General features: G+C 62.2%; 19 protein-coding genes. 8 read left to right on the forward strand and 11 right to left on the reverse strand.

Annotated elements, in window-relative coordinates:
* The 3 genes from PQU94_RS16585 to PQU94_RS16595 are packed head-to-tail and all read right to left on the reverse strand — an operon-like array spanning position 1 to position 2,282.
* Positions 1 to 336: a proteinase inhibitor i78 gene (locus tag PQU94_RS16585; RefSeq protein ID WP_272742548.1), complete on the reverse strand. Its 336-nt coding sequence runs from the start codon at positions 334 to 336 to the stop codon at positions 1 to 3.
* Positions 333 to 782 carry a DNA polymerase III subunit chi gene (locus tag PQU94_RS16590; RefSeq protein ID WP_272742549.1) on the reverse strand — a complete coding sequence of 150 codons (450 nt, stop codon included), beginning with the start codon at positions 780 to 782 and terminating at the stop codon, positions 333 to 335. The genes PQU94_RS16585 and PQU94_RS16590 overlap by 4 nt, the downstream gene beginning before the upstream one ends.
* Before the next feature lie 30 nt (positions 783 to 812).
* Complete coding sequence (locus PQU94_RS16595; protein ID WP_272742550.1) at positions 813 to 2,282, reverse strand: leucyl aminopeptidase; 1,470 nt, start codon at positions 2,280 to 2,282, stop codon at positions 813 to 815.
* 286 nt (positions 2,283 to 2,568) lie between these two features.
* On the opposite strand from PQU94_RS16595, the gene lptF reads away from it, so the two are divergent.
* The 6 genes from lptF to rsmA all read left to right on the forward strand — a co-directional run bounded on the left by lptF (position 2,569) and on the right by rsmA (position 11,034).
* The gene (lptF, locus tag PQU94_RS16600; protein ID WP_272742551.1) at positions 2,569 to 3,723 is read left to right on the forward strand and encodes an LPS export ABC transporter permease LptF; all 1,155 of its coding nucleotides are present in this window, start codon (positions 2,569 to 2,571) and stop codon (positions 3,721 to 3,723) included.
* Entirely contained in the window at positions 3,720 to 4,859 is a 1,140-nt protein-coding gene (locus tag PQU94_RS16605; RefSeq protein WP_272742552.1) for an LptF/LptG family permease, read from the forward strand. Before lptF ends, PQU94_RS16605 begins: the two co-directional genes overlap by 4 nt.
* Before the next feature lie 58 nt (positions 4,860 to 4,917).
* Complete coding sequence (locus PQU94_RS16610; protein WP_272742553.1) at positions 4,918 to 7,821, forward strand: LPS-assembly protein LptD; 2,904 nt, start codon at positions 4,918 to 4,920, stop codon at positions 7,819 to 7,821.
* Positions 7,822 to 7,891: 70 nt separating this feature from the next.
* Complete coding sequence (locus PQU94_RS16615; RefSeq protein WP_272742554.1) at positions 7,892 to 9,169, forward strand: peptidylprolyl isomerase; 1,278 nt, start codon at positions 7,892 to 7,894, stop codon at positions 9,167 to 9,169.
* 6 nt (positions 9,170 to 9,175) lie between these two features.
* A complete protein-coding gene (gene pdxA, locus PQU94_RS16620) occupies positions 9,176 to 10,204 on the forward strand; it encodes a 4-hydroxythreonine-4-phosphate dehydrogenase PdxA (RefSeq protein WP_272742555.1) in 1,029 nt (342 codons plus the stop codon).
* Positions 10,201 to 11,034: a 16S rRNA (adenine(1518)-N(6)/adenine(1519)-N(6))-dimethyltransferase RsmA gene (gene rsmA, locus PQU94_RS16625; protein WP_272742556.1), complete on the forward strand. Its 834-nt coding sequence runs from the start codon at positions 10,201 to 10,203 to the stop codon at positions 11,032 to 11,034. The genes pdxA and rsmA overlap by 4 nt, the downstream gene beginning before the upstream one ends.
* A 96-nt stretch (positions 11,035 to 11,130) precedes the next feature.
* Here the strand turns inward: rsmA and PQU94_RS16630 are convergent, their stop codons facing one another.
* The 5 genes from PQU94_RS16630 to PQU94_RS16650 form a co-directional block, all read right to left on the reverse strand.
* Positions 11,131 to 11,874: a hypothetical protein gene (locus PQU94_RS16630; RefSeq protein WP_272742557.1), complete on the reverse strand. Its 744-nt coding sequence runs from the start codon at positions 11,872 to 11,874 to the stop codon at positions 11,131 to 11,133.
* Positions 11,875 to 11,944: 70 nt separating this feature from the next.
* Entirely contained in the window at positions 11,945 to 12,748 is an 804-nt protein-coding gene (locus PQU94_RS16635; RefSeq protein WP_272742558.1) for a class II aldolase/adducin family protein, read from the reverse strand.
* 163 nt (positions 12,749 to 12,911) lie between these two features.
* A complete protein-coding gene (locus tag PQU94_RS16640) occupies positions 12,912 to 13,394 on the reverse strand; it encodes an NfeD family protein (protein ID WP_272742559.1) in 483 nt (160 codons plus the stop codon).
* Between the two features lie 12 nt (positions 13,395 to 13,406).
* Positions 13,407 to 14,336, reverse strand: coding sequence for an SPFH domain-containing protein (locus PQU94_RS16645; RefSeq protein WP_272742560.1), 930 nt, complete (start codon positions 14,334 to 14,336; stop codon positions 13,407 to 13,409).
* Between the two features lie 106 nt (positions 14,337 to 14,442).
* Positions 14,443 to 14,871 (reverse strand): NUDIX hydrolase, encoded by a 429-nt coding sequence (locus PQU94_RS16650; protein WP_272742561.1) that lies wholly within the window; start codon positions 14,869 to 14,871, stop codon positions 14,443 to 14,445.
* 63 nt (positions 14,872 to 14,934) lie between these two features.
* Here PQU94_RS16650 and PQU94_RS16655 point away from each other — a divergent pair, with 63 nt between their 5' ends.
* Positions 14,935 to 16,368 (forward strand): FAD-binding oxidoreductase, encoded by a 1,434-nt coding sequence (locus PQU94_RS16655; protein ID WP_272742562.1) that lies wholly within the window; start codon positions 14,935 to 14,937, stop codon positions 16,366 to 16,368.
* A gap of 2 nt (positions 16,369 to 16,370) precedes the next feature.
* Here the strand turns inward: PQU94_RS16655 and PQU94_RS16660 are convergent, their stop codons facing one another.
* Positions 16,371 to 17,120, reverse strand: a complete 750-nt coding sequence (locus tag PQU94_RS16660; RefSeq protein ID WP_272742563.1) for a hypothetical protein — start codon at positions 17,118 to 17,120, stop codon at positions 16,371 to 16,373.
* A 296-nt stretch (positions 17,121 to 17,416) separates the two neighbouring features.
* Between PQU94_RS16660 and yaaA the strand changes: the two genes are divergently transcribed.
* Complete coding sequence (gene yaaA / locus PQU94_RS16665; RefSeq protein ID WP_272742564.1) at positions 17,417 to 18,184, forward strand: peroxide stress protein YaaA; 768 nt, start codon at positions 17,417 to 17,419, stop codon at positions 18,182 to 18,184.
* Here yaaA and PQU94_RS16670 read toward each other — a convergent pair.
* Both PQU94_RS16670 and PQU94_RS16675 read right to left on the reverse strand, forming a co-directional pair.
* Complete coding sequence (locus PQU94_RS16670) at positions 18,181 to 19,113, reverse strand: L-threonylcarbamoyladenylate synthase (protein WP_272742565.1); 933 nt, start codon at positions 19,111 to 19,113, stop codon at positions 18,181 to 18,183. The genes yaaA and PQU94_RS16670 overlap by 4 nt on opposite strands.
* 228 nt (positions 19,114 to 19,341) lie before the next feature.
* On the reverse strand, positions 19,342 to 20,610 hold the full coding sequence (locus PQU94_RS16675) for a YceI family protein (RefSeq protein WP_272742566.1): 1,269 nt from the start codon (positions 20,608 to 20,610) through the stop codon (positions 19,342 to 19,344).
* Positions 20,611 to 20,746 lie beyond the last annotated feature (136 nt).

A 20,746-nucleotide genomic window follows, 5' to 3' on the forward strand; every position in this document is an offset into this window, starting at 1 on the left:
CTAGCCGCAGGTGACCGACTTGATGATCCCCGTCTCCGTATCGAAAATAATCGTCTGACGGTCCGAGCGGAAGTCCATCGTCGCCGCGCAGGTCGAGCACAGAACACGGCGCTTCGAAGGCTCCAGCGGCACCGGGATCTGGGTGCGCGGCTTGCCGATCAGATATTGCAGGTCGGTGGCCCCGCAACGATCCGTATCGACCGGCTTCATTTCCGGCGGCTTTTGCGGTGTGGGGCGCGATACCGGCGGCGGCGGCGGTGAAGGCGGTGGCGGGGCCGGCGTCGAACAGGCCGCCAACAGCAACAGGGCCGAACCGGCCGCGATCTTTTTCATCATTGGACCTTCTCCCAACGACCTTCGTCGTTTTGTTTCCAGTAGGCCAGATCGAGATTTTGGGCCTTCAGCGTCTTCCACTGGGCGCGCGCCCAGTTCAGATGCGTGTCGTCGTGCCCCTCGAACAGGATCAGACATCTCTGATAGGGCGACAGTTCGGGCAAATTCATGGCCGACACCGAGAACAGCACCTCAGCCCCGTTAGCATTGCCCCCGCTGTCCCCCAGAAGGACCGGCTGACGCGCGGCCTGCGGCTCGCCTTCCAGCCCATGCGGCAGGAAGGCCTCCTCACGATAGGCCCACAGATGCTGATCCAGCCCCTCCAGCGTCTCGCCCGCCGCCCCGAGCACATAGGCCTTCCAGCCTTTCTGCAGGGTCTTTTCCAACAGGTCCGGCAAGGCGGCCTTCAGCGGCGTGCGTTCGAGATGATAGAACCAGACCTGAGTCATGGTATCCCTTCTTGTCAGAGGGGGCGTGCCTTACTGCTCGTAATAGGCCTCAACCAGCGCATTGAGCGTGCGCACGCCAAAGCCGGTGCCGCCTTCCGGCACGGTGGTCAGGCGCTGCTCATTGGTCCAGGCGGTCGGGGCGATGTCGATATGCGCCCACGGCACCTCATTGACGAAACGCTGAAGGAACAGGGCCGCCGTGATCGAACCCGCCGGACGCCCGCCAATATTGCGGATGTCGGCGATTTTGGAGTCGATCTGCTTTTCGTACTGCGGCGGCAGCGGCATACGCCAGGTGTTTTCCGACACCGACTTCGATGCGTTCGCCAGCTTGTCGGCCAGATCGTCATTGTTGGAGAAGACGCCGGCATAGTCCATGCCCAGAGAAATGATCATGGCCCCGGTCAGGGTGGCCAGATCAATCATGAACTGCGGCTTGAAGCGTTCCTGACAGTACCACAGGGCGTCGGCCAGAACGAGGCGGCCTTCGGCGTCGGTATTGATAACCTCGATCGTGGTGCCCGACATGGCCTTCACCACGTCGCCGGGACGCTGGGCATTGCCATCCGGCATGTTTTCGACAAGACCGACGATACCCACGGCATTGACCTTAGCCTTACGCCCGGCCAGCGCCACCATGGCCCCGACCACGGCGGCCGAACCGCCCATATCCCACTTCATGTCTTCCATGCCCTCAGCGGGCTTGATGGAAATACCGCCGGTGTCAAAGGTCACGCCCTTGCCCACAAAGGCCACGGGCTGCGCATCGCCCGCGCCGTTCCATTGCATGACGACCAGCTTCGATTCCTTGCGCGAGCCCTGCCCCACGCCCAGAAGCGCGTTCATGCCCAAGGCCTTCATTTCGGCCTCGCCCAGCACTTCAACCTTGAGGCCCAGAGTCTCATAACCCCTGATGATTTCGGCATAGGATTCGGGATAGAGGACGTTCGGCGGCTCCGACACCAGATTGCGCGCCAGAATGATGCCCTCGGCTACGGCTTTCAACGGTTGATAAGCCGCTTCGGCCGCCGTCGCGTCCGCCGTCACCAGCGTGATCGTCTTCAGCGCCGGGAGCTTATCCAGCTTGGCCTGACCGAAATATTTGTCGAAGCGATAGGCGGCCAGCGTCAGGGCGAAGCGCACCGTCGCCACCTCTTGCGCCGTGAAGCCAGACAGGTCGAGCGCGACCGCCGTCAGGCCCGACGCCTTCAGGCCATGCCACAGGCTGCCCGCGACCGATTCCAGCACCTGCCCCTTAAGCTCACCCAAAGGCCCGGCCCCCAGCGCCACCAGAGCCGTGTAGGACTGATCCGCAGTAGCCGATACGGTCTGCACCTTGCCTTTGGCGCCGGTAAAGCCGGTCTTTTTCAGCGCGCCGGTGAAGTAACCGCCCGTGGCGGCCTCAAGCGCCTCGGCGGCGGGGCTGAGGGTCAGGCCTTCACCCACCACAACAGCCAGAGCGGCATCGGCGGGACGGACGGAAGACAGTTCGATGTGCATGGAAACTCCATCTGATACAAGCGGCGGGCCGCCCTCAGAAACCTTGGCGACAAAGGGCACCCGTAATCTGCGCCCGTTTAAGCACCATTTCTCCGGCCGTGGCAAGGCGGTCACAGTCGTCTCAGGCGAAACGCCCAACCGATTTTTCACCTGCGTCGGGGCTGATAGCTTGCTATTGCCAGCGGATGCGGTCAAAACAGGCCGTTGCCGCCGCCGGATGTCATGATTTGGACAAAGCGGCCGCCTAAAGCCGTGACCTTATTTTCGCCCCCTTTCAGGCCGTCCATTGCGTACGATCGAATGTTATATCTCGCGCCAGATGCGCACGCCGATTCTGGGCGCGATCGCCGCGCTGACGGCCATTGCCATTTTGTCGCAATCCCTGACGCAGTTCGACGTGATCGTCGAGCGCGGTCAGAGCCTGAGCACCTTCCTCAAGGTGACCTTCCTTGCCCTGCCGCAATTGTCGGGCCTGATCTTTCCAGTAGCGATTTTTGTCGGCACGCTGGTGGCGCTCAATCGCCTGCACAACGATCATGAAATCATAGCGGGCTATGCCAATGGCATGTCCTTATGGCGCATCGCCTCCCCGGTGGTGCGCTTCGGGGTATATATTACCCTGACGGGCCTGCTGATGACCCTGTTCATCCAGCCCGCCGCTTCGCGCGCCATGCGTGAGGAACTGTTCAAGATCAAGACCGACGTCATCGCCGCCGCCGTGCGCGAAGGCGACTTTTCGACCACCCGCTCCGGCATGACCATCTATGTGCAACGCATCGACCAGAGCGGGCTGTTGCGGCAGATCTTCATCCGCACACCGGGGGCCAACGGCAATGACCGCACCTATTCGGCGCGCGAAGGGCGCGTCATCACCCCGGCCAAGGGCGGGCAGGTTCTGGTGCTGCGCGACGGATCGACCCAGCAATTGTCGCCCGAAGGCGTGCTGAACCACCTGACCTTCGCCGAATACTCCTTCGATATTTCGCAATATGTCGTCTCCGAGGACTATCTGCATTTCAAGGATTCCGACCGCTACATCCACGAACTCTTCTTTCCCAACCGCGGCATGGAATGGGAGAACGGCAACTGGAAAAAACTGCTGGCCGAGGGGCACGCGCGCATTTCCGGCCCCCTCTATAATCTCGGCTTCTGTCTTCTGGCGGTCGTGGGCGTTCTGGGCGGCAGTTTCAGCCGTCAGGGCTATACCCGGCGCATTGCCGCCGTGTCCTTTATCGCCGCCGGTATCCGTATTGTCGGTTTCGCCGTCGAAGCGGGCTGCGCCAATACGCCCGTGGCCAATGTCCTGCAATATGTGGTGCCCATCGCGCTGATCTGGGGCTGTCTGTCAATTATTGCGCGCAATGACCGCACCTGCGTGCGCGGCAAGGCGAAAGGCGTGCATGGCCTGACCGAGCTGACACCGATCGGAGGTCAGGCATGAACCCGATCACCGCCTTTTTGAACCTGCTGGCCTACGTCAATCCGTGGCGCGGCGAACGTCTGACTACCTACATCATCCTGCGCTGCCTGATGGCCATCGGCACGGCGCTAGTGGTGGTGTCCAGTATCATCTTCCTGATCGACTATGTCGAGGTATCGAAATCGCTGGGGCAACGCGGCGACCTGACCAGCTTTCAGATCGTCGGGCTTCTGCTGCTCAAATCGCCGAATATCATCCTCGTCCTGCTGCCCTTCGCATTCCTGTTCGGCACACTGTCGGCCTTTGTGGGGCTGAACCGGCGCTCCGAACTGATCGCCATGCGCGCCGCCGGCATGTCGGCGTGGCGCTTCGTGCTGCCGGCGACCGGTATGGCGGCGATCCTGGGTGCTCTGACGGTGACGGTGCTCAATCCGGTCGCCACCCTGCTGGCCGACGAATATGACCGCTTCGCCGCCCAGCAAACGCAGTCGGACACGCGCGTCAAAACGGACGAAGTGTATCTGCGTCAGGGGGACGGCAAGCAGCAAACCGTCATCCGCGCCCGCACGCAGAGCGCCGACGGTCGCCTGATGGACGCCAGCTTCTGGACCTTTGCGCTCGACGAAAAGGAAATTCCGCGCTTTCTGACGCGCATAGACGCCTCTGAGGCGGTCCTGCGCCCCGGCACCTGGCAGCTTAAAAACGCGCGAGTCAGCAAGCCGGGCGAAAGCACGCTCTACTACAATACCCTGTCTATCGGCTCGAACCTGAGCCCCGACCGGGCCTTCAGCCGTTTCGCCGCGCCGCAATCGACCAATTTCTGGCAGCTTCCCGGCACCATCGCGGAAATCGAAGCCTCGGGCTTTTCGGCAGCGGGCTATGTGCTGCGTCTGCATCAGTTGCTGGCGACGCCGCTGATGTTTGCCGCCATGACCGCGCTGGGGGCCGCCTTCAGCCTGCGGCTGATGCGGATCGGCGGGCTGGCGCGGCTGACCCTGTCGGGTATTGTGCTGGGCTTTATGGTGTTTTTCCTCAACCAGCTTTGCGGCTCTCTGGGCAAGGCGGAGGTCATTCCGGTGTTTCTGGCCGGATGGGCGACGCCTTTTGTGGCCTTTTTGACGGCCATGACCTTGCTCGTCTATACCGAAGACGGCTAGATTTGGGCGACACCGACCACCCGCGTTTCGCGTTCCCTCTGCATCAGGTTCACCCAATATGAGAAAAGCGTCGCTCAAGCTGAGCGTAGGAGTCCTGACCCTCGTAGCGGCCGGCGTCGTCAGCGGGCAGGCTTCGGCGCGTCCGGAGACCGAGGCGGACGGCGAACTGCGCCTGAGAGGGGTGCGCTTTTTTGCCGACGACAGCGACACGACGACGCCTGTGGCCGAGGCGGCCGCGCCCCCCGCTGCGGTCGTGGCCCCGAAACCGGTGGCGACCCCCAGCGCCCCGCTTCCCGACGTGGCGACGGCTGCCACCCCTGTCGTCACCGCCGCAGCCGCGACAAGCCCGGCGGTGGAAAGTGCGGCACACCCCGCTGTCGAGCCGGCGTCACCCCCGGCGCAGGCCCCGGGGTCCGCGCAGGTCGCCCCCATGGTGATGACCGCGCGCCTGACCGAAGCGCAGGCGCTTCAGGCCGAGCGCGACCGCCTGAACGGCAAGGACAACCCGGCCAGCCCGCAGACGTCCGAACCGCCTCTGCCCGATGACGGGCTGGGCGAAGACGGGGCCTTCATCACGGCGGATGAAGTCACCTCCCCCGAAGAAAACATCATGCTGGCGCGCGGCAAGGTCGAGATGCGCTGGGAAGGCCGCCTGATCCGCGCCGATGAGGTGCGCTACGATCAATCGACGGGCAAGACCGTCGCCAGCGGCCATGTGCAGACAATCAATCCCGACGGCTCGGTGCAGTATGCCGACCGGCTTGAGGTCGATAACGAACACGCCGCCGGTACGGGCGAACGTATCGCCTATATCGACACGGAAAACACCAAGCTGTTTGCCAACAAGGTCGAACGGATCGACGAACAGACCAACCGCCTGTCCGAAGTCATCTTCACGCCCTGCGAACTCTGCGTGAAGAACAATGTCACGCAGGAACCGACCTGGCATATTCAGGCCGGGTCGATTACACAGGACAAGAAGCGCCGCGTCGTCATCTATCGCAACGCCATTATCAAGGCCAAGGGCATACCCGTCTTTTATATGCCCATACTGTGGCACGCCGACGTCACGGCTAAACGCAGCTCGGGCTTCCTGATGCCCAAGCCCGGCTATTCGCAGCGGCGTGGAGCAACGCTGGAAGTGCCGTATCTGTGGGCGGTGTCGCCCTATACGGACATCATCATCAGCCCGGAATTTTCGAGCAATCTCAATCCGCTGCTGAACCTTGAGGTCCATCGCAGATTCTATTCCGGCGACCTGCATACGCGGTTCGGCGTCACCAATGAGCGCTTTTTCGACAATAAGGGGCGCAAATGGGGCGAAAGCGACAACCGTGGCTATATGCTGCTGGACGGCAAGTTCGACATCAATGAGGACTGGCGCTGGAACTTCACCGCACAGCGCGTGTGGGACAAGACCGGCCCCGGCCTTTTGTCGTGGTCAGGACCGGATGCGGCACCGACCTCGCAGGCCATCGCCGTCGATCAGCCGATCTCCAATTTCTATGAGCGGTACAAGATCCACGAAGGCTTCCCCTATGCCGGGGATTTTTCGAGCAATTCCCGTCGCCTGATCAGCCAGATCAATCTGGTACGCCAGACCGATACGGCCTTCTTCAGCGCCTCACTCATCAGCTTCCAGAGCCTGAGTATCGCCGAGCAGTATCGTCTCAGCCCCGATCTGGCGACAAGCCCGGTGCTCTATCTGGCACAGCGTGATCGCTTCCAGCCCGCCGTCGCTCCGATGATCGACGCCTACTGGTCGCCGGATCAGGAGATCTTAGGCGGACGTCTGACCCTGTCGGCCAATGCCGTGTCGATCATTCGCAAGGCCACGCCATCAGAAGATATCTTCCCCGCCCCCGATATCGCCAATCCTGACAATCGCGGCCCCGTCGATACGGCGCGCGCCAATATCGGCCTCTCGTGGCGGCGCGACATGATCACCCCCGGCGGGGTCAAGATCGCGCCCTTCCTCGAAGCGCGACAAGACGAGTATTTACTACGCGACTACTACGCCGCCAACTACCCCATCCCGACCGGCCAGAAGAACAGCCGTCGCGTGTCGCGCAGCCTCGGGACAGTGGGTCTGGACGTCTCTTACCCGCTTTTGCGCAAGTTCAGCGGCCTGACCATGGTGGTCGAGCCGATCGCGCAACTGGCGCTGTCGCCCGATTCGCAGATCGAGCCCTTCCTGACCAACGAAGACTCCAATGCCTTCGAATTTGACGACACGACCCTGTTCAAGGCCAACCGCTCCCCCGGTTTCGACCTCTATGAAGGGGGCAAGCGCCTGAATATCGGCCTCAAGACGCAACTGAGCAACGACTCGGGTTTCCGCTTCTCGTCGCTGATCGGGCGGGCTTTTCGGGAAAACCCGGAAGAAAACTTCTTCCGGACATATAAGATCGGTAATACGACCTACAGGTACGATGCCTCCAGCCTGGCCAATACCAAATCCGACTGGGTGGTGCAGGCCGAGGTCGATACGGGCAAGGGCCTGCGCCTCTATACGCGTCAGCGCATCGACGATGACGGCTCTATCCGACGCGGCGAAAGCGGGGCCAGCTATTTCAGCGCCTCGACACAACTGACTATTCGCCATCAGTACGACAAGACGGCGCTGCGCGGCATGAAAAACGACTATAACTTCACCGTTATCAATGGTGAACTGGTGCCGACCGAGGGCTATCACGATCTGCAACTGTTCGGGCAGCACTTCTTCACGTCCAACTGGGGCGTTTCGGGTCAGATCAGCCGCGACATGCTGCGCGAGCGCTGGCTGCGCTCGGAAGCGTCCATCATCTACAAGGACGATTGCGCCCGCTTCGAACTGGTCTATCAACGCGACGAAACCGCCCTGTTGCAAACCATTCCGGGTAAGGCCAGCGAGTCTATTTCCGTTCGGATAAGTCTTGCCACATTGGCGCCATCGGACGATGATTTTGTCAATGTACGCTAAGAGCCGTATGGTTTATAGATGTCCGACCCGGCCGCAGCGCCGCCTTGCTGAAAAGATTAAAACGAACGACATGACCTCCGTTGCCTTCCGCCGTTCCGCGCTGCTGCTTTGCACCTGTCTCACCCTGGCCGGCCTGCCCGCCGCAGCCCAGTCCCCTGCGACTCAGCCCACCGCCCCTCAGGCGCGCCCGCTGGGTGAAGGGGTGGTGGCGCTGGTCAATGACAAGCTGATCTCCTCCTACGATCTCAAGCAGCGGATGCTGTTGCTGATCATCACGTCCGGGGTGCAGGTCACGCAGCAAAACTATGCCGCCTTCCAGCAGCAGGCCCTGCGCGCCCTGATCGACGAGCATCTGCAACTGGCCGAGGCCGACCATTTCAAGCTGACCATTTCCGACGACGAAATCGACGAGGAAGTCGCCAATATGGCGCAGCAGTCGGGCCTGTCGAAGGACCAGCTTCTGGCCGAATTGAAGCGCGCCGGTATCGAAGCGCAGACCCTGCGCGATCAGATCAAGGCGGAAATCGCCTGGGGGCAGCTGGTCAATGGTCGTTTCCGCCCCAAGGCACGCGTCGGCAAGGATCAGGTCGATGCCTATATGACCAAGCTGACCGAAGACAGCCAGAAGCCGCAATATCTGGTCGCTGAAATCCTGATCGACCCGGAAATCGCCGGGGGTCAGAAAGAAGCCGAAGCCGGGGCGCAGCAATTGTTCGACCAGATCGTGCAGGGCGTGGCCCCGTTCCAGTCTGTCGCGCGTCAGTTCTCCAACGCCCCTTCGGCGGCCAATGGCGGCGATGCCGGGTGGCTGGTGTCCGGTACCATCGACCCCAAGGTCGAAAACGTGCTTCAGGGCATGAAGCCGGGTCAGATGACGCGCCCCATCGTCACCGACGAAGGCGTCTATATCTATTACCTGCGCGAAAAGAAGGAAGGCAAGACCGACGCCAAGGTCCGCCTGAAACAGGCGGCCGTGCCCTTGACCGGCGGCGATTCGGCCATGCGTGCCCTCGCCAGCTTCCGCGCCAAATATCCGACCTGCGATTCGCTCAATAATGAAAAGGGCAATGGTCAGGTCAGCGTCGCCGATCTCGGCTTCACGACCCTGAGCGACCTGAAGCCGGAATATGCGGCGGCCCTGCAACCGCTTAAAGTCGGTCAGAGCACCGAGCCGATGCAAAACGCCATGAATATCAACGTGGTCTATGTCTGCGACAAGACCGCCGCCGGTGACGACGTGCCCTCGCGCGAGCAGATCGAGCAGCGCCTGACGCAACAAAAGGTCGCCATGCTGGGCCGCCGCTACCTGCGTGATATCCGCGACGGCGCCACCATCGAAAGCCGGTAAGGGCCGTTGCGCCCTTTGGCCCCTCTGGTCCTCAGTCTGGGCGATCCGTGCGGCACCGGGCCTGAACTGGTGCATAAGGCGTGGGCCACCCTGCATGGCGATCCCGAACTGGCGTTTGCGGTTGTGGGCGATGCCGATCTGCTGGCGTCGCTGGGTGCCATCCAGCGGATCAACGCCCCTTCCGAGGCCGTCGGCACCTTCGCCAGGGCCCTGCCCGTCCTCGACCGCCCGCTGAGCGCCCCCGCCCGGCCAGGTCACCCCGATCCCGTTCACGCCCCGCACATTATCGGCTGGATACGCGAAGGCGCAGAGCTTTGCCTGTCCGGTGCGGCGCGCGGCCTTGTGACGGCCCCCATAGCCAAGTCGGTCCTCTATGCCACCGGCTTCGCCTTTCCCGGTCATACCGAATATCTGGGGGATCTGACCGCCGGCACGCCCTATGCCGGTACGCGCGGTCCGGTCATGATGCTGACCGCGCCTGATGCCGCCAATGACAGCGCCCTGCGCGTCGTGCTGGCGACCATTCACGTCCCGCTGTCAGAGGTGAAGGCGCACCTGTCGGCCGACAGCCTCCGCGCCCTCGCCCACGCCACCCACGAAGCCCTGATCCGCGATTTTGGCGTCACGGCACCCCGTCTGATGCTGGCGGGACTGAACCCCCATGCGGGGGAAGACGGCACCATCGGGCGCGAAGAGGTCGATCTACTGAGGCCGCTGGTGGAAGCTCTGCGCGATGAAGGGCTGAACATTTCCGGCCCCCTGCCGGCCGACACCCTGTTTCATGCGGAGGCCCGACGCACCTATGATGCCGTGCTCTGCCTCTATCACGATCAGGGGCTGATCCCGCTCAAGACGCTGGACTTCTGGGGCGGCGTCAATATAACCCTCGGCCTGCCCATTGTGCGGACGTCTCCGGATCACGGCACCGGGTTTGGCATAGCCGGCAAGGGCGTGGCCCGTCCCGACAGCCTGATCAACGCCATCCGCGCCGCCCACGACCTCAGCCTGAACCGAACACACGCCACACCTGAATGACCCTGCCCTCCCTCCGCGAAAGCCTCGAAGCCCACGGCCTGATGGCCAAAAAGAGCTTCGGTCAGCACTTCCTGCTCGACCTCAATGTGACGCGCAAGATCGTGCGTCTGGGGCAGGACGACGGCAACAGCTTTGACGGTCAGGTGGTTATCGAGGTTGGCCCCGGCCCCGGCGGTCTGACGCGCGCGGCGCTGGAAAGCGAAGCCGCTTATGTGCTGGCGGTCGAAAAAGATTCACGATTTATAGAATTATTGAGCGAGCTGGATACCGCCTATCCGGACCGTTTCGGCGTCGTCGAGGCCGATGCGCTGAAGGTCGATGAGCCTGCCCTGCTGGCGGAACGCGGCTTGCCGCCGCAGGCGCATCTGGTGTCCAACCTGCCCTACAATGTCGGCACACCGCTGCTGATCAAGTGGCTGACCGGGCCGTGGCAGCCCAAATCCCTGACCCTGATGTTTCAGCTTGAGGTCGCCCTGCGCGTCGTGGCCCCGGTGGGTGATGACGATTACGGGCGTCTGGGGGTCATTTCTCAGGTTCTGTGCGATTGTGAGAAGCTGATGGACCTGCCGGCACGCGCCTTCACCCCGCCGCCCAAGGTCGATAGCGCCGTGGTCCGCCTGATCCCCAAAACGCAGCGTCCGGCACCGAATATTATCAGAAATCTGGAAATGATTACGGCCGCGGCCTTCGGTCAGCGGCGTAAAATGTTGCGCGCCTCACTCAAGGGTCTGGGCGGTGAGGCCCTTCTGGCCAAGGTCGGCATCGAGCCTACTCTGCGCGCCGAAAACATCACCCCGGCGGAGTTTTTGCGCTTGGCAGAAGCGCTTTAAGGTTTTGGGGCCAGTTGGCCCCAAGCCCCATAACGGTCCGCGCCCACTCCGACAGTGCCTTTTGCTCCCGGTGACGGGTGAAGGGCCTGTGGTCCTTCAAAACCTTTTCCAGAGCCCCAGCGTCACCGCGCTCGATTTCGGTACATTCTCGCCACTGACGGTCTGACGCATGCCGAACTGCACGCCCAGGGTCTGTTTGGCGTCAAAAAAGCGCACGGCGCTCGTTTCCACGTGTGTCCACCTGGCTTCAAACCCGTTCAGGCGATCCGTCTTGCCTGCAAAGACCTGTGCCATCACGATCCACTTGGGCGACGGGCGCGCCCCGACGGTCAGATCGATGCGCCATTGGTTCGCATTGGGCCCGCTGCGGGCGCGGCGGGCGACCTGCGCATCCACAAAGACCGGCAGCTTGCCGACTTCGGCGCTGTGCCCGGCATAAAGGCGCACCTCGACGTCCGGGTCGGTCTTGCGCGGGGCGGAAAATTCGTCGCGCCGTCCCTTGCCGAACCCCTCGACCGAGACGCTGGCGCTCACGGCGCTGCGTTCGGAGCGGTAGAGCGGCGTCTTAAGGCCGATTTCAACGGAACCAACACCTGAGAAAGTCTCCGAAGAGATCTGAATATCCTGAATATTTGCCTTGGCAAACACACTCAGCATCTCGTTGAGGCCACGTTCGGTGAAGACGGTGATACGCTTCTCTTTCCACTCCGGGAGATCAACCGCCTGACTGCCGGAGGCGTCAAAACCCTTGCTGGCCGTAACCACCTCGGTCTTGACGATCACCTCGCTGGCCTTGGGGTCCGGTCCCCAGGCCGACGCCCAGGCCGATACCGGCAGCACTGCAACGGCTACGCACGTCAGTACGCCCCCGAATAACCACCGCCCGCACATAGCCACTTCATAAGCCTTTCTAGCTTTCCCAACCGGGATAATGACGCTCAAGCCGCCGCATCAGTCCCGGCCACAACAGTCCAGAGACAAAGCCAACCCCCGCACCGAGCGGAGCGACCTTGTCCTGAACGTCCTGAGGCGCTTCCAGCACCCCGTTTCGTCCGGCCGACAAGGCGGCGATCTGCTGGCGACAGGCCTGTTCCAGAAAATAAATCAGGGTAAAGGCCTCGGCAGCGGAGGCACCATAGGCCAGAGCCCCATGATTACGCAACAGCATGATCTTCTTTTGCCCCAGATCGGCGACGATGCGCTGCCGCTCATCGTGGTCCAGAGCCACGCCCTCATAAGCATGGTAGGCCATATGTGGCCTCAGAAGCAGGGCATTTTGGGTCAGGGGCAGAAGACCCTCGGCTTGCGCCGATACGCCGGTCATGGCGTCCGTATGCAGATGAATAACCACATGCGCATCGGGGCACGCGGCGTGCAGGGCGCTATGGATCGTAAAGCCCGCCGGATTGATGAAGGCGTCTGCCGCGCCGACGACCTGCCCGTCCAGATCGACCTTGACCAGCGCGGAGGCCGTCATCTCCTCAAAGAAGGTGCCGTAAGGATTGATCAGAAAATGATCGACGTCGGACACCACCGGCCCGTCCGGCCCGGCGACACGCGAGTCCTTTGCCGGGACGCGCGCCGAAATATGGGTGAAGATGGTGTCGTCCCAGCCGAACAGGGCAACAAGGCGATAGAGCGCTGCCAGATCCTTGCGGATGGCCCATTCGGCGGGGCTGATCAGCGGATGGGCCGCCGGGGTGTCAGTGGTCATAAGGTCGTCTCCCTGTGTCTTTGGCGTTGATGACACGGGATTGACGTACCGTAAGTCAACCACCTTAGCTGGGCCGGGCCGCCCTCCCCACCCAAGAGAGCAGAATATTTCCGGAAAGCCGGTAATTTAAATCCGAAAGCTACTCAGATTTTCCAATTCCCTGTCAAACTCTTGCGACAATCAGCTTGCCTTCTGTGACAGCTAATATACGCACCTTTTCGCTTAAGCCGATTGGCGTATCGGTCCGTTCGCTCTGGGCCGGCCACTCCACCCCATCGAAGATGACGCGGCCGTTGATACACTGACCGTCGAGATCATCAAAGGCACCAATCACCGTAGCTTCTTGCCCGATCAGGCGGTGATGGGGGTCATTGATGTCGGCCCCTTCGCTTACCGGCGGTTTGAGAAAACGTCGCGACAGAAGCGTCATGATCAGCGTCAGAACGCAGAAGATGACGATCTGCACCAGCAGATTGGCCGGGGCCCCGGTCAGGGTGATGACGGCCACGATCACAGCGGCGGCCGCGGGCCACAGCAGCCACTGGGTGCCGATGACCATTTCCAGCGCCAGAAGCGACCCGCCGATGATCATCCACGCCCAGAAGAGCTGCTGCCCCTGCGGTTGCGCCAGCAAATATTCCAGCATAATGCCCTCCCCCTACTTGCTCCGTGTGCCCGGGGCCTGATCCGTGACGGCCTTCAGCAATTCCGCTACCCCGGCGACGGACCCCGACAGCGAGGCCAGATCGGCCGGCAGAATCAGGGTCTTGGTATTCGGTGAATTGGCAAAGCCGCCAAAGGCTTCGACATATTTCTGCGCCACGAAATAGTTGATGGCCTTGGTATCGCCCGAGGCGATGGCGTCCGACACCACCTGGGTGGCCTTGGCTTCGGCCTCGGCAGAGCGCTCGCGCGCTTCGGCGTCTCGGAAGGCGGCTTCCTTGCGCCCTTCAGCCTCCAGAACGGCGGCCTGCTTGGCCCCTTCGGCGCGGGCAATGGCGGCCTGACGCTCACCGTCGGCTTCGATGATCAGGGCGCGGCGCTCGCGCTCGGCCTTCATCTGACGCGCCATGGCATCGGTGATGTCGTGCGGCGGGCGCAGGTCCTTGATTTCGATGCGCGTCACCTTGATGCCCCAGGGCGAGGTGGCGTGGTCGATAACGGTCAGGAGGCGCGTATTAATGGCGTCGCGCTGCGACAGCACCTCATCCAGTTCCATGGACCCCACCACCGTCCGCAGATTGGTCATAGCCAGTTGCGTGATGGCATTGTTGAGATTATCGACGCGATAGGCGGCGGCCGCAGCGTCCATCACCTGAATGAAGACGATACCGTCCACCTTGACGATGGCATTGTCCTTGGTGATCACGTCCTGCTGCGGCACGTCGAACACCTGCTCCATCATATTGACGCGCTTGCCCACCGTTTCGATGAAGGGCGTCAGGAAGGAGATGCCGGGTTTAAGGATGCGCGTGTAACGGCCAAAGCGTTCGACCGTAAATTCGCGGCCCTGCGGTACGATCTTGATGACCGAAAACAGGATGAAAAAGGTCACGACGATCAGAACGCCGGCAAAGATACTGAACATGGAAACGCCCCTCCGTGGTTATGCGCACAGTGTAGCGCAACCGGGAGGAATAGCTACGAAAACCGGAGGTTAGGTCACTGAATTGTTATAAGGCGGTGCCCGGATTTTACCCGCGCAAACCCCGCGAGCGCGTCACCACGTCCTTCAGATCGTCCTCGATCAGCAAATTCAGCGCTTCGTCATATTTGACGAACCGCGCTTCATCGGCATCGTCCGCCGCGACCGGCTCGCCCACCGTCCATTCGGCCACATAGTCGATCAGCACTAGATGAAAGCCGTCCGGATGGGCCTCGCTGCCCGGTTCGATGATCTCATAGACTGCGATCAGCGGCCCCAGTCGCGCCTCAACGCCCGTCTCTTCGCGCAGTTCACGCAAGGCCGTGTCTTTGAGGGACTCAAAGCGCTCAACCTTGCCGCCGGGGATCGACCACTGGCCTTTGCGCGGCTCGCGTCCGCGACGAATTAGCAGAACTTCATCGTCGCGCCAGCAAACAACGCCCACCGCCGGGACCGGACGCTCGATTTTGGCTTGCACTTGACGATTCTCCGTTTAAACCCCGTTTCATATATCGCACACCTGTTTGCAGGGATACGCCGCATGACCGCCACCGCCGATTTCGCCCAATGCCCGCCCGTCGCGCCCGAAGTGATTGCGCAGATCAAGGCCGTGGTCGGTGACGCCGGCTGGTCCGATGACGAACTGCGCGTGACGGCCAAGCTGACCGAATGGCGCGGCAAGTGGAAAGGCCACACGCCGCTGCTGGTCCTGCCCAAGACCACCGAAGAACTGTCGCAGGTCGTCAAAATCTGCAACGCGCACGGCGTGGCCATCACCCCTCAGGGCGGCAATACGGGACTGGTCGGCGGTCAGATTCCGTTTGGCGAAATCCTCGTGTCGCTGGAGCGTATGCGCGCTATCCGCGACGTTGCCCCGACCGATGACACCATGGTGCTGGAGGCCGGAATCACCCTCCTTGAGGCGCAGGAGATTGCCGAAAAGGCCAACCGCTTCTTCCCCCTGTCGCTGGCGGCTGAGGGCACAGCGACGGTCGGCGGCGTGATCAGCACCAATGCCGGCGGTACGGCGGTGCTCCGGTACGGCGTGACGCGCGATCTGGTCTCCGGCCTTGAGGTCGTCCTGCCCAATGGGGAGATTTTCAATGGCCTCAAGCGCCTGCGCAAGGACAATACGGGCTACGACCTTAAGCAGATGTTCATTGGGGCCGAAGGCACGCTGGGCATCATCACCGCCGCTTCGCTCAAGCTGTTCCCGGTGATGAATTCGCGTTGCGTAGCCATTGTGGGTTTTGAGACAGCGCAGAAGGCCATCGACCTTTTGGGTCGCGCCAAGCAGGAAACTGGCGGTCAGGTCGAAGCCTTTGAGCTGATGGGGCGCTATGGCCTGTCGCTGGTCCTGAAAAACATCCCCGACACGCGCGAGCCTCTGGAAGGGGAGTATCCCTGGTACGCCCTGATCGAGGTGGCGTCCGGCGATCCGGACGGTGCCGAAGGCTCAATGGAGCGCCTGCTGACGGCGGCGTTTGAAGAAGAGCTGGTTGTCGATGCGGCCATCGCCCAGAACGAAACGCAGGCCGCGGCCTTCTGGCGTCTGCGCGAAGAGCACTCCGCCGCCGAAAAGGTCGAGGGCGCGGCGTGGAAGCACGACATCTCCGTGCCCCTGTCGCAGATGGCCGACTATATCGAAAAGGGCGCGGCGGCGGTCGAAGCCTTCCTGCCCGGCGCCCGTCTGGTCACCTTTGGCCATGTCGGCGACGGCAATGTGCACTTCAATGTCATCGTCCCGGAAGGTATGGACGCCGCCGAATTCAACGCCCTGCGCGATCAGGGCGCCAAGGTGGTGCACGATCTGGTGCATCAGTACGAAGGCTCGATCTCGGCCGAACACGGCCTGGGGCGCATGAAAACGCAGGAGGCCCTGCAATACAAAGACCCGGCCGCCGTCGAAGCCATGCGCGCCATTCGACTTGCTCTGGATCCGAAACGGATTATGAACCCGCACGTCCTGTTCTGAGGTTAGAAGGCGCCGATACCACGGCCGAGGGTGGCCGTCATAAGGATCAGGGCGAAGCCTGCCGTGATGATAAGTCCCCTCTGTCGCGCAATGATCGGCACGTCGCAGGGTTGGCCACGCCAACGAAACAACAGCAGGGGAATGGAGGCGAGCCCAATCCCAAGCAGCGCATCACGTATTGTGGGAAGCCTGTCCCCCTTAAAAGGAAGGGCGGCGATTACAGCGCCCGCCGTCGCCGCCAACCACAGGATCAAGGCGGCCCGCCTGGCCCTGCGCGGGTCGCCCAGGACAGACGCAAACAAACGCGAAATCATCGCTATAACCCACAAATAGAGAACCGCCCCGAGGGTTGCGCCCACAAACGGCCACACGCCGTAGGGGCCGAGCAGGCCATAGGCAAAAAAGTATAGGTCACCGTCTCTGAACAGCATGGCCTTGATCAGATAGCCCGCCTCCCAGAACAGGCTGAGCGCCACGACCGTAATCAGGAACAGCCGCAGGGTCGCGTGTGATGCCGGGAGCCTTGCCGCAAGGGTCCCGGCCACCAGAGCGGCGACCAGATTGCCGATCGGTCCTCCCACTGCCACCCAGAACATGGGCACCGAGCAGGCGAACAAGGTCGTCGAGACGTGGGTAATCTGCCCGCCTGCCAGTGCACAGGCAACGCCATGCCCCACAACTTCATGGCTGACCGTAACCAGACACATGGCCAGCACGCCCAAGGCAGCGACCGTGGCCGCATGATCTTTCATTCAGCGCCCCCACGTTGAGCGTTTTCGCCCGGAACATGCCCCCTTACCTTATCAAAGGCAAGCGACAGCTCCTGAGAAGACTTTATGACTAAATCATTATGCTTTTTGTTAGAAACATAATGATCTAGATTTTTGCTTTATCCCTCGCCGGGCGGTGGCTTCGTCACCTCGGCCAACGCCAGCACGTGCATGGCGCCGATCTTGCGCGGGCTCTACAGATACGATGCCGCAGGATTGAACACACCATTGGTCTCAAACCCCTTTGCAGTGCAGGGATTCGCCGTTAAACACACCTCATGATCCTGCTGCTTTCCCCTGCCAAATCGCTCGACGAAACGCCGGTTTCGCCGCCCGTTCCCGCCACCGAACCGCGCTTTACGCGTGAGACACAAAGCCTGCTCAGGGTGATGAAGGGCAAAAAACCGGCAGACCTTCAGCGGCTGATGGATATTTCGGCCAAGCTGGGGGAACTGAACCATCAGCGCTACAAAGCCTTTACCGATCAGCCGGCCCTACCCGCTGCCCTGATGTTCGATGGCGATGTCTATACGGGTCTGAAGGCGCGCGACCTCGATGCTGAGGGGCTGGCCTTCGCGCAGGACCATGTGCGCATCCTGTCGGGGCTTTATGGACTGCTGCGCCCGCTCGACCTGATCCGGCCCTATCGGCTGGAAATGGGCACCGGTCTGGAAACCAGCAAGGGCAATACCCTCTACGCCTTCTGGGGCGACCGCATCGCCAAAGAGATCGTGGCGGATGCGAAAGCCACCGGCAGCGACACGGTGCTCAATCTGGCCAGTCAGGAATATGCCCGCGCCGCCCTGACCAAGGCGTTGAAGCTGAAAGTCATTGAGGTGAAATTCCTGGAGATCAAGGGCGACAAGACCTCGATGATTTCCTTCTTCGCCAAGAAGGCGCGCGGCCTGATGGCGCGCTACGTCATCGACCACCGCATCACCGATCCGCAAGCGGCCAAGGGGTTCGACTCCGAAGGCTATCGCTTTGTGCCGGAACAATCGTCAGAGACGGTGTGGACCTTTTCGCGTAAGCACGCCGACGTTTAACCCACGAACCCTGCCGCGCGTTTGAGGCGGTCATTGATCGCCTCCCCCAGACCGTCCGACGGGATAGGCGCGACGCAGATACGGGCGGGCTTGTAGGCATCGGCTTCGCGCAGATAGGCGAACAGGTTGGCCGCCGCCTCCGACAGCTTGCCCGTCGGGCTGAGATTGAGGAGTGTCCCCGCAAAATCCACAGCCGTATCCACCGGTCCGAAAGCCAGGTACACACAGTCGGCGGGCGGGTTTTCCACATGAATATGCACAGGCGCATCGGGCGCGTAATGCAGGCTGAGGCGGCCCGGTGAGCGGTGCCCTTCGGCGGCGTCATCGGCCAGCGGTCCGACCACCGCCTCGACCTCTGACCGCGTCACGGCCCCGGGGCGCAGGTAACGCACCTCCCCCAGCAGGCTGACGACCGAGGATTCCAGCCCCACCTGACACTCACCACCATCGACCGACGCCCCGACAAAGGCCCCGGTTTCGCTGAGGGCATCGGCAAAGCGCGTCGGGCTGGGGCGACCTGATCGGTTGGCCGAAGGGGCCACCACACCGCCCGCAAAACCTTCGAGAATAGCGCGCGCCAGTGGATGCGACGGCACGCGGATCGCCACGCTGTCGAGCCCGGCGCGCGCCAGATCACAGACCTTTTGCGTATCGCGCACCGGCACCACCAGCGTCAGCGGGCCGGGCCAGAAGGCCTGAGCCAGGGCTCGCGCACGATCGTCAAACACGCCGATGGCTTCGGCGGCCTCCAGCGACGCCACGTGCACGATCAGCGGATTGAAGCGCGGCCGGCCCTTGGCTTCGAACACCTTCGCCACCGCTGCCGTATCATCGGCACGCGCCCCCAGCCCATAGACCGTCTCGGTCGGCAGGTGGATCAGTTCGCCGCGTCCCAGCGCGGCAATGGCATCGTTTACGGTGGCGGTCATCACAAAATCTCTCCTCCCTGTGCGCAGGCATGGGGAGGTGGCGGCGAGCGAAGCGCGGCCGACGGAGGGGGGTGACTCGATCCCGAACAGGGTCCGAAGCCCTTGAAACAGAAGGGCTATCCTCCTCCACCCTCTACGCTGCGCTTGAGGGTCCCCCTCTCCATCGCTACGCGACAGGGAGGAGAAAAGGATGGCGCGCCATATCACACCACGGCGCGCGCGTAAGCCCTATTTCGTCGTGGCCGTGACCTTGAGATCGAGCGACACAGCATTCGGCACGGCATCCGTGGCCGTCCACTCGCCCGAACCCACCCCGTAGTCCAGTCGATTGAGCCTGGCGGTGGCGGTCATCACCGCCTGTTTACCGTTGATTTTCAGCGTAAACGGCAGGTCGAACGGTTTGGTCTGGCCGTGCAGGGTCAGGCGGCCCCTAGCGAGATACTTATCCGGCCCCGTCTGGGTGAAGGTCGTCGCCTTGAAAGTGGCTTTCGGGGTGGCGGCCGTGTTGAAGAAGCTGTCGCTTTTCAGCGTGTCGTCGCGGGTCTGGTCGCCGCTGTTGACCGAGGCCAGATCAATCACCACCGTCGCCTTCGACTGATCGAGGCGTTGCGGGTCGAAGGTGATGTCCGCCGTGTAGCTGCCGAAACCGCCCTTGATGGCCTCACCGTTAAAGGTGGTGGCAAAGTGGATATAGGAGGCCGCCTTGCTGACCGTCCAGACGGGCACGGCTGTGGATGAGGCTGTGGAAGACGACGCCGACCCTGTGGATGAGGCCGCTTCGCTGGTCACGGTTTCGGGCTCAGCCGAGGCCACCGTTTCCACCCGTTCGGGCGCGGCGACGGGGGCTGGCTCCGGCGCCTTGGCCCCGCGCATCATAAAGGTGGCCAGCACAAACGCCCCCGCCACCGCCACCGCCGGCACCAACCAGCGGACGTTCAGCGCGCTTTGCAGGATCGTCGGTTTGGGTTCCAGCCCCGGCAGGATGCGCGTCACCGTATCGTCCTTGTGGACAAAATGGTGCATAAGCGCCGCGCCGACGTGCAGCGGGATCAGGACGTAGAAGATCAGCTTAGCAAACAGGCCATGCAACGCCTCAAAAACCTCATGCGTGTCGTGGCCCAGCGGCAGGTGGGGGATCGGCACGACACCGAACCACAGGGTCGGCACCGGCACCTTCGCCGTTGACACCAGTGCCCAGCCGGTCAGCGGCAGGCCGATCATCAGCACATAGAAGCCGATATGCACGGCGCGCGCCGCCGCCATCTGCCACTTGGGGCCCTCGATCTCCGGCGGGGCCTTATAGGCCACACGCAGGCCGATGCGCACAAAGGTCAGCAAGAGGATCAGAAAACCCACCGACTTGTGCATCTGATAGCGCGAGAACAGGCCACCGTCCTTGTCCTCCAGCGTCCAGCCCAGAAAGACCATGTAGAAGATCAGGGCGGCCATGGCCCAGTGCAGGTAGCGCGAGGCGCGGTGATAGGTGGCGGGCGTCATGGGGCGACTCCTCAAATGTGCGTTGGTGAACACTATGCCGATGCGGTGTCCAAAATCAACGGCTATATGTAACTAGTAAAATTACATATCAAGCCCGGCTCTGTTTTCCTGCACTTTTTCTCTTATGCCGTAAGGG

The organism is Asticcacaulis currens (assembly GCF_028550395.1).
GTDB lineage: Bacteria > Pseudomonadota > Alphaproteobacteria > Caulobacterales > Caulobacteraceae > Asticcacaulis > Asticcacaulis currens.

Excerpts from the sequence above, each read along its gene's own strand:
- PQU94_RS16585 (WP_272742548.1), bottom strand. The coding sequence starts at position 336 with ATGATGAAAAAGATCGCGGCCGGTTCGGCCCTGTTGCTGTTGGCGGCC.
- PQU94_RS16590 (WP_272742549.1), bottom strand. The coding sequence starts at position 782 with ATGACTCAGGTCTGGTTCTATCATCTCGAACGCACGCCGCTGAAGGCC.
- PQU94_RS16595 (WP_272742550.1), bottom strand. The coding sequence starts at position 2,282 with ATGCACATCGAACTGTCTTCCGTCCGTCCCGCCGATGCCGCTCTGGCT.
- PQU94_RS16605 (WP_272742552.1), top strand. The coding sequence starts at position 3,720 with ATGAACCCGATCACCGCCTTTTTGAACCTGCTGGCCTACGTCAATCCG.
- PQU94_RS16610 (WP_272742553.1), top strand. The coding sequence starts at position 4,918 with ATGAGAAAAGCGTCGCTCAAGCTGAGCGTAGGAGTCCTGACCCTCGTA.
- PQU94_RS16615 (WP_272742554.1), top strand. The coding sequence starts at position 7,892 with ATGACCTCCGTTGCCTTCCGCCGTTCCGCGCTGCTGCTTTGCACCTGT.
- rsmA (WP_272742556.1), top strand. The coding sequence starts at position 10,201 with ATGACCCTGCCCTCCCTCCGCGAAAGCCTCGAAGCCCACGGCCTGATG.
- PQU94_RS16635 (WP_272742558.1), bottom strand. The coding sequence starts at position 12,748 with ATGACCACTGACACCCCGGCGGCCCATCCGCTGATCAGCCCCGCCGAA.
- PQU94_RS16640 (WP_272742559.1), bottom strand. The coding sequence starts at position 13,394 with ATGCTGGAATATTTGCTGGCGCAACCGCAGGGGCAGCAGCTCTTCTGG.
- PQU94_RS16645 (WP_272742560.1), bottom strand. The coding sequence starts at position 14,336 with ATGTTCAGTATCTTTGCCGGCGTTCTGATCGTCGTGACCTTTTTCATC.
- PQU94_RS16655 (WP_272742562.1), top strand. The coding sequence starts at position 14,935 with ATGACCGCCACCGCCGATTTCGCCCAATGCCCGCCCGTCGCGCCCGAA.
- PQU94_RS16660 (WP_272742563.1), bottom strand. The coding sequence starts at position 17,120 with ATGAAAGATCATGCGGCCACGGTCGCTGCCTTGGGCGTGCTGGCCATG.
- yaaA (WP_272742564.1), top strand. The coding sequence starts at position 17,417 with ATGATCCTGCTGCTTTCCCCTGCCAAATCGCTCGACGAAACGCCGGTT.
- PQU94_RS16670 (WP_272742565.1), bottom strand. The coding sequence starts at position 19,113 with ATGACCGCCACCGTAAACGATGCCATTGCCGCGCTGGGACGCGGCGAA.
- PQU94_RS16675 (WP_272742566.1), bottom strand. The coding sequence starts at position 20,610 with ATGACGCCCGCCACCTATCACCGCGCCTCGCGCTACCTGCACTGGGCC.